This is a genomic window from Caldimonas mangrovi (assembly GCF_023721835.1).
GTDB lineage: Bacteria > Pseudomonadota > Gammaproteobacteria > Burkholderiales > Burkholderiaceae_C > Caldimonas > Caldimonas mangrovi.
In genome coordinates this window covers 359,527-372,180 of sequence record NZ_JAMKFE010000003.1, presented here as the reverse complement: position 1 = coordinate 372,180, position 12,654 = coordinate 359,527, and the positions used below count along the sequence as shown (strand labels likewise).

10 protein-coding genes are annotated in these 12,654 nt (G+C 66.4%); 3 read left to right on the top strand and 7 right to left on the bottom strand.

The features are described from left to right. Positions 1 to 7 precede the first annotated feature (7 nt). The 7 genes from M8A51_RS06845 to M8A51_RS06815 form a co-directional block, all read right to left on the bottom strand. Complete coding sequence (locus tag M8A51_RS06845) at positions 8 to 877, bottom strand: carbohydrate ABC transporter permease (protein WP_251777447.1); 870 nt, start codon at positions 875 to 877, stop codon at positions 8 to 10. A 5-nt stretch (positions 878 to 882) separates the two neighbouring features. Continuing rightward, a complete protein-coding gene (locus M8A51_RS06840) occupies positions 883 to 1,845 on the bottom strand; it encodes a carbohydrate ABC transporter permease (RefSeq protein WP_251777446.1) in 963 nt (320 codons plus the stop codon). 24 nt (positions 1,846 to 1,869) lie between these two features. Continuing rightward, complete coding sequence (locus tag M8A51_RS06835; RefSeq protein WP_251777445.1) at positions 1,870 to 3,162, bottom strand: ABC transporter substrate-binding protein; 1,293 nt, start codon at positions 3,160 to 3,162, stop codon at positions 1,870 to 1,872. Between the two features lie 26 nt (positions 3,163 to 3,188). Continuing rightward, on the bottom strand, positions 3,189 to 4,466 hold the full coding sequence (locus tag M8A51_RS06830) for an ABC transporter substrate-binding protein (RefSeq protein WP_251777444.1): 1,278 nt from the start codon (positions 4,464 to 4,466) through the stop codon (positions 3,189 to 3,191). Positions 4,467 to 4,497: 31 nt separating this feature from the next. Then, complete coding sequence (locus tag M8A51_RS06825) at positions 4,498 to 6,168, bottom strand: alpha-glucosidase (protein WP_251777443.1); 1,671 nt, start codon at positions 6,166 to 6,168, stop codon at positions 4,498 to 4,500. Between the two features lie 106 nt (positions 6,169 to 6,274). Next, the gene (locus tag M8A51_RS06820; RefSeq protein WP_251777442.1) at positions 6,275 to 7,561 is read right to left on the bottom strand and encodes a maltoporin; all 1,287 of its coding nucleotides are present in this window, start codon (positions 7,559 to 7,561) and stop codon (positions 6,275 to 6,277) included. 163 nt (positions 7,562 to 7,724) lie between these two features. After that, complete coding sequence (locus M8A51_RS06815; protein ID WP_251777441.1) at positions 7,725 to 8,597, bottom strand: ferritin-like domain-containing protein; 873 nt, start codon at positions 8,595 to 8,597, stop codon at positions 7,725 to 7,727. Positions 8,598 to 9,256: 659 nt separating this feature from the next. Here M8A51_RS06815 and M8A51_RS06810 point away from each other — a divergent pair. The 3 genes from M8A51_RS06810 (at position 9,257) to M8A51_RS06800 (ending at position 12,646) form a co-directional block, all read left to right on the top strand. Further along, positions 9,257 to 10,579 (top strand): NAD(P)/FAD-dependent oxidoreductase, encoded by a 1,323-nt coding sequence (locus tag M8A51_RS06810; RefSeq protein WP_251777440.1) that lies wholly within the window; start codon positions 9,257 to 9,259, stop codon positions 10,577 to 10,579. Between the two features lie 70 nt (positions 10,580 to 10,649). After that, a complete protein-coding gene (locus M8A51_RS06805) occupies positions 10,650 to 11,423 on the top strand; it encodes a DUF1365 domain-containing protein (RefSeq protein ID WP_251777439.1) in 774 nt (257 codons plus the stop codon). After that, positions 11,420 to 12,646 carry an SAM-dependent methyltransferase gene (locus M8A51_RS06800; RefSeq protein WP_251777438.1) on the top strand — a complete coding sequence of 409 codons (1,227 nt, stop codon included), beginning with the start codon at positions 11,420 to 11,422 and terminating at the stop codon, positions 12,644 to 12,646. The genes M8A51_RS06805 and M8A51_RS06800 overlap by 4 nt, the downstream gene beginning before the upstream one ends. The last annotated feature ends 8 nt before the right edge of the window (positions 12,647 to 12,654 follow it).

The window sequence follows — 12,654 nt, the reverse complement described above, 5'->3', positions numbered from 1 at the left end:
CAGGCCGTCAGCCCTTGATCGCGCTGGAGATCGCGCTGCGCACGAACCAGCGCTGAAACACGATGAACAGCAGCAGCGTCGGCAAGGTCGTCATTGCTGCGAATGCCATCACGTCGCCCCACTGCCTGGGAAACTGCCCGAAGAACGTCTGCATGGCCAGCGGCAGCGTCGCGAACTGGTCGCCTCGCACCGCCATCACCGGCCACAGCAGGTCGCCCCAGCGCGCGAGAAACTGCAGCACGGCCACAGTCGCGATCACCGGCCTGGACAGCGGCATCACGATGCTCCAGTAGATGCGCCAGCGGCTGGCGCCGTCCATCACCGCAGCCTCTTCCAGGTCCTTCGGTAGCGCGATGAAGAACTGGTAGAAGAGGTAGACCGAGAACGCATGCGCGACGAAGGGAATGATCTGCACGCGATAGCTGTCGAGCCAGCCGACGCTTCCGTCCCACCACGGCAGCTGGTTTACGAGCAGCAGCAGCGGCACCGCGATCGCCTCGAACGGGATGATGATCAGCGCGACGATGGCCGACAGCAGCAGGTTGCGCCCCGCGAACCGGAAGCGCGCCAGCGCGTAGGCGAGCATGCTGTTGACCAGCAGGCCCATCGTCACCGTGACGCTCACGGTCAGCAGCGAGTTGCCGAGCGCCTGCAGGAAGGGCGTGCGCTCGAACACGTCGCGGAAGTTCTGCAGCGACAGATCTCCGTAGGGCACGAAGGCCTTGAGGCTGCCCATGTCGGCCAGCAGTTGCGCTTCGTCGCCCTTGAAGGCCGATGCGACCATGAACACGAGCGGAAACAGGAAGAACACGGCCAGGACGGCGTTCAGCGCGTAGTGCGCCGCTGCGGCGCGATGTCTGGCGACAGGGGTCGACACACCGTTCACGCCACGGCCCTCTCTTCCTTCACCAGTGCCCGCTGCAGCAACGAGACGGCAAGCACGATCACGAAGAACACCACCGACAGCGCGGAGGCATAGCCGATCTTGCCGTTGCGAAAGCCCTCGTGGACCATCAACATCACGACGGTACGGAAGTGGTCGATGGGTGCCGCCGAGCCGCTGTTGGCGATGATCTGGACCTGCGTGTAGAGCTGGAACGCATGGATCGTGGTGGTGACCATCACGAAGATCGTCGTGTTCTTCAGCAGCGGCAACGTGATGTGGCGAAACTGCTTCGACGGCGTTGCGCCGTCGAGCGTGGCTGCCTCATAGAGGTCCGGCGGAATCGACTGCAACCCGGCCAGGAACACCAGCATCTGGAAGCCCACGCCCTGCCACACGGACAACAGCATCACCGCCGGCAGCACCAGGTCGGGGTCGCGCAGCCAGTCTTGCGGCCCCACCTGCCCGAAGCCGAGCAATTGCACCATGCGGTTGATCACGCCCTGGTCGGCACTGAACATCAGCGACCAAATCACGGCCACCACCGCCATCGTGGTGGCCACCGGCAGGAAGTACACCGAACGGAAGAAGCGCGAACCGGCCATGCGGCGGTTGACCAGCACGGCCAGCAGCAGCGCGAAGCCCGACTGCACCGGCACCACCACCGCGACGAAGTAGAAGTTGTTGCGCAGCGCGGCCCAGAACGACTCGTCGTCCCACAGCCGCAGGTAGTTGCGCGCAGCCACGAACTCGGTGCCCATCGCATCGCTGGTGATGAGCCGTTGGTCGGTGAACGACAACCCGAGCGCGAGCAGGAACGGCAGCACCAGGAAGGCCGCGAGCAACACCACGGCTGGCGCGGCGAAGGCCCACGCGACGAGTGCGTCGGAGTCTCGCGACGGTCGGCGCCGACGGGCACGCTGCGGCAGTTCGATGGAGACGGCGGGTTGACGTATGGACATCCGGTTTTCGAGCATGGCGGCAGGTCAGTGGGTCAGAAGGGGGCTATCGCTGGGATAACCCTCATGCCGCGTGATCTCTTCGTCGATCACGCGCACGGCTTCATCGAGTTCGCGTTGCACGTCGGCCCCTTCGATGATGCGCGCCACCGCCCTGGCAAAGGCCTGCGTGATCACCGGGTAGGCGGGTGTGGGCGGTCGCACGCGGGCGGTGCCCTCGACGATCTGGTCGACATAGAGCCGCAACGGGCCGCCGAGCCCGTACTGCGGCGAGAACGCGATCGCATTGACAGTGCCCGGTACCGCGCCGTTGGCCTGCGTGACCCGCAGCACCTCGGCGTGCGACATCAGGTGTTCGAGCACCTTCATGGCCGCGTCGGGGCGCGCGCAGTCGCGCGTGACTGCCCAGCTCCACGAGCCGGCACCCGTGACGGCGCGGCTGCCGAAGCGCGGCATCGGGATCAGCACGAGGTCGTCGCCCAAAGCCCGCCGGTAGTCCTGGTAGACCCAGTGCCCCACGTGCGACAGCGCCGAACGGCCTTCGACGAAGTCGGAGTCGCCGACGGGCTTGGGGTTCAGGTAGCCGGCACGCACCCACTTCTGCACGGTCTGCAAGGCCCGCACCGAGGCGGGCGAGTTGAGCACGCCCTGCGCCGAGCGATAGGTGCGCCGGTCGATCAGGTCGCCGCCGAAGCTTTGCACGATCGGGGAGAAGCCGTAGGTCAGCCATTCGCCGATGCCGTAGTTGAGCTTCATGTCGAGCGGCCACGGCACGCCTTGCGCCTTCAGCCGCTGCAGCACGGACTCGAACTCCTCGTGCGTCCAGGCGGACCGGGTCTGGGCCGGGATGCGGATGCCCGCCGCTTCGAGCAGGCGACGGTTGCCCCACAGTGCGAGGCCGGAGTCGAACTGCGCGAGGCTGTAGAGGCGGCCACGGTGGCTGCCCTGGCTTTCGAGCGTGCGCAGCATCTGCTTGCGCAGGCGCTGCACGAAGGGTTGGTCATCGAGCGGCACCAGCCGCGTCGCCCAGGCGTAATACGAAACGAGCGGACCATCGAGGTCGAGCAGGCACGGCAGGCGGCGCTGATCGGCGGCCTGCTTTACCTGCTCGGCGTAACTGCCTTCGGGCAGCGGCACCATCGTGACCCGCACGTCCTTCTGCTGCGCATGGAAGGCGGCGATGGACGCCTCGTAGACGCGGCGCTCGGGGCCGGCCCCGACATGCAGCCACAGCGTCACTTCGTCAGCTGCGGCCGCGACGCCGGCGGCCATCCACAGCAGGGCCGCAACCATGGCGTGCCGGTTTTTCGATCGGTCCATCGTCGTCTCGAGCACTGAGGCGGCCGTCACATCACCGGGTAGCCCTTGTTGTCCTCGATCGTCTCATCGATCTTCTTGACGGCGCGGTCGAGTTCGCGCTTCACATCGCGCCCGCCGACGATGTTGTTGACGGCTTCTGCAAACGCGGAGCTGATCGCGGGGTAGGCCGGCGTCTGTGGCCTCACCCCCGCCACGCCGCCGAGGATCTGCTGCACATACAGGCGCAGCGGTCCCGCCTCGCCGTAGTTGGCGCTCTTGACCAGGGCGCTGCGCGTGCCCGGCACGGCGCCGTTCAGCGACGTGACGCGCTCGATTTCTCGCTGCGACATCAGGTGCTCCAGCACCTTGGCCGCTTCGCGTGGATGCTTGCAGTCGGACGAGATGCCGAAGTTCCACGAACCGGCCCCGGTGGCGGCCTTGGCGCCGAACTTAGGCGAGGGGATCAACACGAGATCATCGCCCAGCGCCTTCTTGTAGTCGTTGTAGGTCCAGTGGCCGACGTAAGACAGCGCAGCGCGGCTGTTGGCGAAGTCGCCATCGTCCCGCGTGGCCGGGTTGATCCAGCCGTTCTTGGCCCACCCCTGCACCGCAGTGAGCGCCTTCACCGCTGCGGAGCCGTTGAGCACACCGTCGGCCGACTTGTAGCCCTTGCGGTCGATCAGATCGCCGCCGAAGCTCTGCACGATCGGCGAAAAGCCATAGGTCAGCCACTCGCCGATGCCGTAGTTGAACTTCATGTCCAGCGGCGTCGGTACGCCCGCGGCCTTGAGCTTCTTCAGCGCTTCCTCGAACTCGGCCAGCGTCCAGGCGTCCTCGACCTTTGTCGGCACGCGCACGCCGGCCTTTTCGAGCAGCTTGCGGTTGCCCCAGATCGCAAGGCCCGAGTCGTACTGACCCACGCTGTAAAGCTTGCCGTTGTAGGTGCCCTGCTTCACCAGCGTGGGCAGCATCTCCAGCTTCATCGCGCCGCCCACGGTGTAACCGTCGAGCGGAACGATTTTGCCGCTCCACGCGTAGTTGTAGACGTTGGGCCCGTCGAAGTCGAGCACGCACGGCAGCTTCTTCGCCAACGCAGCGGCGTTGACCTGGTCGCTGTAGCTGCCCTCAGGCAGCGCCACCAGTTCGAGCTTCAGACCGGAGTGGGCCTGGTTGAAGGCCTTGACCGATTCGATGTACGCGTCACGCTCGGGGCCGGGCCCGGCGTGCACCCACATCGTGAGGGTCTGTGCCGACGCAGCACCGCAGGCAAGCAGTGCGGCAGCGGCCACCGCGTGGCGGCTGCAGGAACGGTGCTGGTGGGTCATGTCTGTCTCCATTGTTGTCGGTGAAAGTGGTTCAGAGGCCGGCGGCCCCGAAGTACGCGCCCCACGGCGGCAGGCGTATGCCCTCGTCGTCCGTGGTGGTCTCGAAGCCGTGTCCCACGAGCGGGTGCACGCGCACGCCGATCCGATGCCACGGCACATGCGCGGCCTCGGGCCCCAGATTGAAGGCCGCAACGATCCGCTGTTCGCCGTGCGAGCGCATCCAGCCGATCACGTTGCCCTGCTGTGTCAGCAGTTGCAGGTTGCCCCGCACGAGTGCCGGTTGCCGCCCTCGCCATGAAAGGAAGCGGCGGTAGGCGTGGAGCAGCGAGCCCGGGTCGACCTCCTGCCGCGTGGCGCATCGCTCCAGGTGCTCGGGCGGCGTCGGCAGCCACGTGCGCTCGCCTTGCGTGAAGCCGCCCAGGCGCTGACGCGCATCCCATGGCATCGGCGTGCGGCATCCGTCACGGCCCTTGTGCTCGGGCCAGTGCGTGAGACCGAAGGGGTCTTGCAGGTTGTCGTACGCCACGTCGACTTCGGACAATCCGAGTTCCTCGCCCTGGTAGATGCAGGCCGTGCCGCGCAGGCACAGCAGCATCGCCATCAGCACACGCAACGGCGCGCCGCCGTGCGCCTGCAGTCCCCAACGGCTCGCGACGCGCGGAACGTCGTGGTTGCCGATGGACCAGCAGGGCCAGCCGTCGCCCATCCGGCCTTCGACATCGTTGAGGATGCCGGCGAGCATGCCGGCGCTGAAACGTGGCCCGAGCAGGTGGAACGAGTACGCCATGTGCAAGCGTCCGGGTCGTGTGTACTCGGCCATGCACGCCAGCGCGTCGTCGTCGCCGATCTCGGCGAGCAGGCAGCGACCGGGGTAGCGGTCGACCACGGCGCGCAGCTTTTCCATGAAGGCGAGATTCTCCGGTTGCGACTTGTCGTGCAGATGCCGCTGCATGGCGTAGGCGGTTCCTTCCGGCAGCCCGTCTGCGCGCAACTCGACGTGCGTGGCCGGCGGGTTGCTACGCAGCTGCGCGTCGTGGAAGTAGTAATTGGCGGTATCGATCCGGAACCCGTCCACGCCGCGGTCGAGCCAGAAGCGCACCACCTGGGCCGCTGCCTGCTGCACCGCCGGGTGGTGGTAGTTGAGGTCGGGCTGGCTCCCGAGGAAGTTGTGCAGATAGAACTGCTGGCGCTGCACGTCCCACTGCCAGGCCGAGCCACCGAACAGCGACACCCAGTTGTTGGGCGGCTGCGGCTGCTCGTCGATGCTGCCGATCGGGTCGGCCCACACGTACCAGTCGGCCATCGGGCCGGTGCGGCTGGCACGGCTCTGCTCGAACCACGGGTGCTGGTCGGACGTATGGCTGAGCACCAGGTCGATCAGCACGCGCAATCCCAGGCGGTGTGCCACCTGCACTAGCACGTCGAAGTCAGCCAGCGTGCCGAAGCGCGGATCGACGTCGCAGTGGTTCGCCACGTCGTAGCCGAAGTCCTTCATCGGCGACGGATAGAACGGGCAGATCCAGATGGCGTCGACGCCCAGCGAGGCGATGTAGCCGAGCCGCGTCGTGACACCGGCCAGGTCGCCGAGGCCGTCGCCGTTGGTGTCCTGGAAGCTGCGCGGGTAGATCTGGTAGATCACCGCGCCACGCCACCATTCGGCGTCGTCGGTCGGGGCTGCGGGGCTGACGATATGGGATGGCACGGATGAACCGGTCGAGTGGGTTGTAAAAGGACAGGGGCCGCGGGCGGCGCCCTGTCGGAAGAAGGCCAGGCGATGAGGAGTCCTTCCCGGCCCCCAAGCAAAGCGATCAGAACCAGGCCTCGACCTGAACGCCGTACGAGCCGCCGCTGGTCGACTGGCTGAACGCGTCGACCGGCGTGCCGCAATCGCGGCCGGTGCACACCACGCTGCCGGCGTCGCGTGCGGCGTCGTTCCATTTGGCATAGGTGTAGTACAGCCGCAGCGCCGGGCGTGCCCACAGGCTGCGGCCCATCGAGAACTGCGGCGCGATGGTGAACTTGGTCAGGCGGAGCGCCGGTTCGCCCTCTTCCTTCAGCTGCTGGTACCCCAGCTCGCCGGCAATGCTGAGCACGTTGTTGAAGTGGTACTGGGGGCGCGCACCGGCGAAGAACGACTTGGTGGTCACACCTTCGACTTCCTTGTGGTGGATGCCAGCGACGAGCGCCGCGGAGACCGGCAGATCCTTGGAGTCGATCGTCCAGTGATCGAACAGCAACCACTCGTTGCGCCTAGCGGTGCTGCCGGCAAAGCCGAAGCCCTTCAGCGCGGCCGCATTGCGCGCCACCTGCAACACCGCGTTGTTGGAGCCAGGCAGACCGAACAGGTTGCTCTGCGTGTGGCTCACGGTCAAACCGTAGCCATGGCGGCCGGCCGCACCGGAATGGTTGTTCTTGCGGATGAGGTCGATGCCGACCGTCAGTGCGCCGCCCGGGTTGACCGGCATCTCGGAGATGCGGAAGTCGTGCACGGTGGCCGTCTGGTCGCCGCCATTGACGATACCCGGGTTGTAGCCGCCCGCCGCGCCGTAGCCTTCGAAGTCACCGACGCGGAACATCGCATACGAGAACTTGCCGAAGCCCGCGTCGATGCCGTCGACGCCGCCCCCGGGGCCCTGCGCCGGCTCCCAGTAGGTGTAGTCGAGCATGTGGATGTCAGGATTCTTGTAGAAGCGCTTGCCGGCCCACAGCGAGGCGCCCTTGAGCACGGGCGTGCCCAGGCTGGCACCGATGTCGCTCGCCTCCACGTATGCCTGCCGCCAGGCCGGCGCGCTCTGCTCCCAGTTGGCCAATTGCTGCGTACCGTAGGCCATGGTGAACGCGGCCTTGAAGCCTGTGCCGTCCACTTCGCCCAGGTTGGCTCCGAAGTTCAGGCTGGCGTAGGTGTCGCATTCATTGCCCAGGCGGAAGAAGCCGATCTCGGCGCCGGGCAGGCGGAAGCACACCTCCTTGCCGCCCTTGGAACTGGTGCCCCCGCCGCTGCGGAAGTACCCGGTGAAGTCCAGCGGAACCGCGGCGGCCGACCCCGCCACCCCGATCAGTGCGGCTGCACAGACAGCCTTCCTCTTTGCGCTCATGTTGTCTCCTCGCCCATTCAAATCGCTTTGGAGTCATTCAAAACGGTTTGGACTGTAAATTCAAAGCGCTTTGGATTTGATTGGGGTTAACCCGAGCGAAGAAAGAGTGCGAGAAAAAGGGCGCCTGCAGCGCCCTTCGGATGACGGCAGTGAGGCTGCTGCGTCAGGTGGGCTGCGCCTGCGGGCCGGCGCCGCGCGCGGCCGCGGCCAGCTGCGTGGTCAGCTCCTTGCGGAAGCGATTGAGTTCCTGCACGCTCTGGAAGCTGCGCTCCATCAACAGGCTCATGTTGTGCAGGATGCGCTCGACCACCTTGTTTTCCCACACGGCGTCGAACTGGATCTGCTTGTCGAGCCAGTGCTCCAGCCACTCGGGGTTGGGCAAGCGGCTCTGGATGGTGTCGCGCGGGAACAGCTTTTCGTTCACGTGCAGGTTGGTCGGGTGCAAGGCCTGCGCCGTGCGGCGGGCACTGGCCATCAGCACGCCGACCTTCGCGAACGCGGCCTTGGCCTCGTTGCCGAAGCGGCCGATCGCGCGCTTCATGTAGCGCAGGTAAGCGCCGCCGTGGCGGGCCTCGTCGCGTGCGAGCGTTTCATAGATGGACTTGATGACCGGCTCGGTGTGCCATTCGGAGGCGCGGCGGTACCAGTGGTTCAGCCGGATCTCGCCGCAGAAATGCAGCATCAGCGTCTCCAGCGCAGGCGCCGGGTCGAACTCGAAGCGGATCTCGTGCAACTCCTCTTCGCTCGGGACCAGGTCGGGCTGGAAGCGCTTGAGGTATTCCATCAGCACCAGCGAGTGTTTCTGCTCCTCGAAGAACCACACGCTCATGAAGGCAGAGAAGTCGCTGTCGTCGCGGTTGTCGCGCAGGAACATCTCGGTGGCCGGCAGCGCCGCCCACTCGGTGATCGCGTTCATCTTGATGGTTTGAGCCTGCTCTTCGCTGAGCTTGCTCGCATCGAAGCGATCCCACGGAATGTCCCGGTCCATGTTCCAGCGGACGGCTTCCAGTTGCTTGAAAAGCTCGGGATACAGCATGACGGTTCCTGTTGACGAAAAGCAATGTTCCACACAAGCCCCACAGCCTGACTGCAGGGCAACCCCTTATTGTCCCGGAAGTCGACCAGCTGCTGATGAAAAGGGCGGACTGCTGGTCCGGTTTTCACGCAAATGGCGACCCATTGGAGAAACCACACGACCAAAAAGGAAAACAAAACCGAATGGGGCATTTATTAAACTGATCAGTCTCAATTAGACGGAGCGGCTCTATCGGCGAACGCTCTTCGATGGCCGCAGATCGCACCGCGTCCTGCGCGAAGATCTCCCCGGGCCGCCCCGCGTGGCCAGGGGCGGCGAAAATCGCAACCGTTTGTTCACATCGCAATCAATTCACGGAACTTCGCTGCGAAGGGCACTTCCAATGCGGGTCAGGCTAGGGCGGGAGTCCCTTTGGCGCTTCGAGCGCCGCACCAACGGCAGCCGCGGTCGTCTCTGGACGGCAGCCGCTACCGTGTACCCCTTACAGCTGCGGAGCCTTCCGGATCACCCGGATGCAATCCCAGAGCGTTTTTCCTCCTCCTCCCTCCCTCCCTCCTTCGCTCTGGGGCGCTTCGCAGCGTTTTTCTCTCCCGGCGGCACCGCACTGACGGTGCCGCTTTTTTTTCGCCCGCATGGCGACCGCGGTTGAGAGGCGGCCGATGCGTCGCATTGCGGTCATCGGATCGGGCATCTCGGGGCTGGCTGCCGCCTGGCGGCTTCAACCGCATGCGGACGTCACGCTGTTCGAAGCCGGCCGGTACTTCGGCGGCCACACGCACACCGTGGACGTGACGCTCGACGGTCCGCGCGGCCCGGTCACACACGGTGTCGACACCGGCTTCCTGGTCTTCAACCCCCGTACCTACCCCAACTTGGTCGCCCTGTTCGAGGGACTGGACATCCACACCACGCCGTCCGAGATGTCGTTCTCGGTGCAGGTGCCGGGCCACGGGCTGGAGTGGAGCGGCAGCGACCTCGGCGGGGTATTTGCGCAACGGCGCAACCTGCTGCGGCCTGCTTTCTGGCGGCTGCTGGTCGACCTGCTGCGCTTCAACCGGCTGACGCAGGGCATCGCACTGCGCGACGCAGAAAGCGAGCTGCACGAGCCGATCGGCGACTTCCTGCAGCGGCACCGGTTCGGCGCCGCGTTCCGCGACTGGTACTTCCTGCCGATGCTCGGCTGCATCTGGTCCTGCCCGACCGACCAGATGCTGCGCTTTCCGGTGGCGACCATGATCCGGTTCTGCCACAACCACGGGCTGATCCAGATCGCCCACCGGCCGCAGTGGTACACGGTGACCGGCGGCGCGCGCCACTACGTCGACAAGATGCTCGCGCTTGTCGGCGACGCCCGGCTGGCAACGCCGGTGCATCAGGTGCGCCGGCACCTGCCCGGCAACGACACCGGTGCGCAGGTTGCCACCGACGGCGGCGCCGAGCACTTCGACGACGTGGTGTTCGCCTGCCATGCCGACCAGGCGCTGGCGCTGCTCGAGCGCCCCACCGACGAGGAGCGCGCGGTGCTGGGCCGCATTCGCTACCAGCCGAACCGCGCGGTGCTGCACACCGACACCAGCTTGCTGCCGCAGCGTCGCCGCGCCTGGGCAGCCTGGAACTACGAACGTGCGCTCGACGACTCGCGCGAGCGCACCGCGGTCTGCCTGCACTACCTGCTGAACCGGCTGCAACCCTTGCCGTTCGAACGGCCGGTGATCGTCAGCCTGAATCCGGCCCGCGAGCCGCGGCCTCAGGACGTGCTGGGCGAGTTCGACTACCGACACCCGGTGTTCGACCTCGACGCCATCCGCGCGCAGCAGGAGGTGCCGCGCCTGCAAGGCGTGTTGCGCAGTTGGTACTGCGGGGCCTGGACCGGCTACGGCTTCCATGAGGACGGGTTGAAGTCCGGGCTCGACGCCGCCCGTCGCCTGCTGGATCGCATCGATGCGGACGGCGCAGCACGGTCTCGGCGGAACGCCGCATGAGCCGCTCCCGGCTCTGCGAAGGGGGGACTCTCTCTCTGAGAGAGGGACGCCGGACATCCAGGGCGCGCCCATGACCGACGTGCCGCTGATCGGCTTCGGCCAGGTGCGGCACACGCGGCTGCGGCCGGTGCGGCATGCCTTCGCCTACCCGAGCGCCTTCCTGATGCTGCCGATGCGTACGCTGCGCCGCACCCCGTGCCCGGCGCTCGCGCGCAACCGTTTCGGGCTGCTGTCGTTCCACGACCGCGACCATGGCGACGGACGCGCCGACAGTCTCACGTGGTTGGAATCGCTCTTGCAGGCCGAAGGCGTGGCGGACGCCGACGGCGAAGTGTGGCTGCATACCTATCCACGCCTGCTCGGCTACGCCTTCAAGCCCGTCAGCTTCTGGTACTGCCACCGGGCGGACGGCTCGCTGTCGGCGATCGTCGTCGAGGTCAACAACACCTTCGGCGAACGGCACTGCTATCTGCTGAGCGGCCCTCGCCTGGTCTATGGCGTGGAGCTCGAGGCCCGGAAGATGTTCCACGTCTCGCCCTTCTGCCGCGTCGAGGGGCGCTACCGCTTCCGCTTCTTGCGTACCGCCGCCGATGCTGCCGTGCATCCGAACCGCACCGTGGTGCGTATCGACCACGACGATGCACACGGGCCGCTGCTGCAGACCAGCGTCAGCGGCGAGCTGCAGCCATTGACCGCAAGCAGCATCCGGCACGCGTTGTGGGGCACTTCGCTCACCAGCTTCGGCCTGATCGCTCGCATTCACTGGCAGGCACTCCGGCTCTGGCTGCGCCGCGTGCCGTTCTTCAGCAAGCCCAAGGCGCCTCGAGCCTTCGTTTCGCGATGAATCACAGCCCCACCCTCTCGCTCGACAGTCCCCCGCTGCCCGACTCTGCGCCCGGCAGTGCGCGCATGGTGTTTCAGCTGATGCGAAGGCTGCGACACGGCACGCTCGACGTCCAGTTGCCCGACGGCAGCAGCGCTCGCTTCGGCAGCGGCGATGCGCCATGCGCGGCCATCCGCCTGCACGGCTGGGGCGTGTGTGCGCGCGCCCTGAAGGCGGGCGACATCGGATTTGCCGAGAGCTATATCGACAGCGAATGGACGTCGCCCGACCTGAAGGCCCTGCTCGATCTCTTCATCATGAATCGCGAGGAGTTCGAATCGGTCGTCTACGGCAGTTGGTGGGGTCGCGCACTGTATCGGCTGCGCCACCTGCTGAACCGCAATTCCAGACGGCAGGCGCGGAAGAACATTCATGCGCACTACGACCTCGGCAACGAGTTCTACCGGCTGTGGCTGGACGACACGATGTCGTACTCGAGCGCCTGGTTCGACGGCGGCCTGCAGCAGCCGATGGAAGGCGCGCAGCGAGCCAAGAACCACCGTGCGCTGACCGAGTGCAATGTGCAGCCGGGCCAGCGCCTGCTGGAGATCGGCTGCGGCTGGGGCGGGTTGGCCGAGATGGCGGCGCGCGAGTTCGGTGCGCAGGTGGTCGGCGTGACGCTGTCGCCGGAGCAACTCGCCTACGGCCGCGCGCGATTGCAACAGGCTGGTCTGGCATCGCGCGTCGAGCTGCGGCTGCAGGACTATCGAGACATCGATGACGGCCCCTACGACGCGGTCTGCTCGATCGAGATGTTCGAGGCGGTCGGCCGTGAGTACTGGGACGGCTACTTTGCGATGCTTCGGCGCCAGCTCAAGCCCGGCGGGCGGGCCTGCCTGCAAACCATCACGATCCGGGACGACCTGTTCGAGCGCTACGTGAGGTCGACCGACTTCATCCAGCAGTACATCTTTCCCGGCGGCTTGCTCCCCAGCCCGTCGGCCTTCCGGCAGCAAGCGCGCGTGGCGGGTCTGCAGGTGATCGAGGAACTCGACTTCGGTTTCGACTATGCCGAGACGCTGCGCCGCTGGCGAGAGCGCTTTCTGAGCGAGGACGTGCGCGTGCGCAAACTCGGCTTCGACACCCGCTTCATGCGCACCTGGGAGTTCTACCTCGCCTACTGCGAGGCCGCCTTCGCACAGCGCAACACCAGCGTCATGCAGTTCACGCTGCTGCGCGCCTGAATCGCCCA

Coding starts and splice junctions, on each gene's coding strand:
- M8A51_RS06830 (WP_251777444.1), bottom strand. CDS start 4,466: ATGACCCACCAGCACCGTTCCTGCAGCCGCCACGCGGTGGCCGCTGCC.
- M8A51_RS06805 (WP_251777439.1), top strand. CDS start 10,650: ATGACCGACGTGCCGCTGATCGGCTTCGGCCAGGTGCGGCACACGCGG.
- M8A51_RS06840 (WP_251777446.1), bottom strand. CDS start 1,845: ATGTCCATACGTCAACCCGCCGTCTCCATCGAACTGCCGCAGCGTGCC.
- M8A51_RS06820 (WP_251777442.1), bottom strand. CDS start 7,561: ATGAGCGCAAAGAGGAAGGCTGTCTGTGCAGCCGCACTGATCGGGGTG.
- M8A51_RS06800 (WP_251777438.1), top strand. CDS start 11,420: ATGAATCACAGCCCCACCCTCTCGCTCGACAGTCCCCCGCTGCCCGAC.
- M8A51_RS06810 (WP_251777440.1), top strand. CDS start 9,257: ATGCGTCGCATTGCGGTCATCGGATCGGGCATCTCGGGGCTGGCTGCC.
- M8A51_RS06835 (WP_251777445.1), bottom strand. CDS start 3,162: ATGGACCGATCGAAAAACCGGCACGCCATGGTTGCGGCCCTGCTGTGG.
- M8A51_RS06815 (WP_251777441.1), bottom strand. CDS start 8,597: ATGCTGTATCCCGAGCTTTTCAAGCAACTGGAAGCCGTCCGCTGGAAC.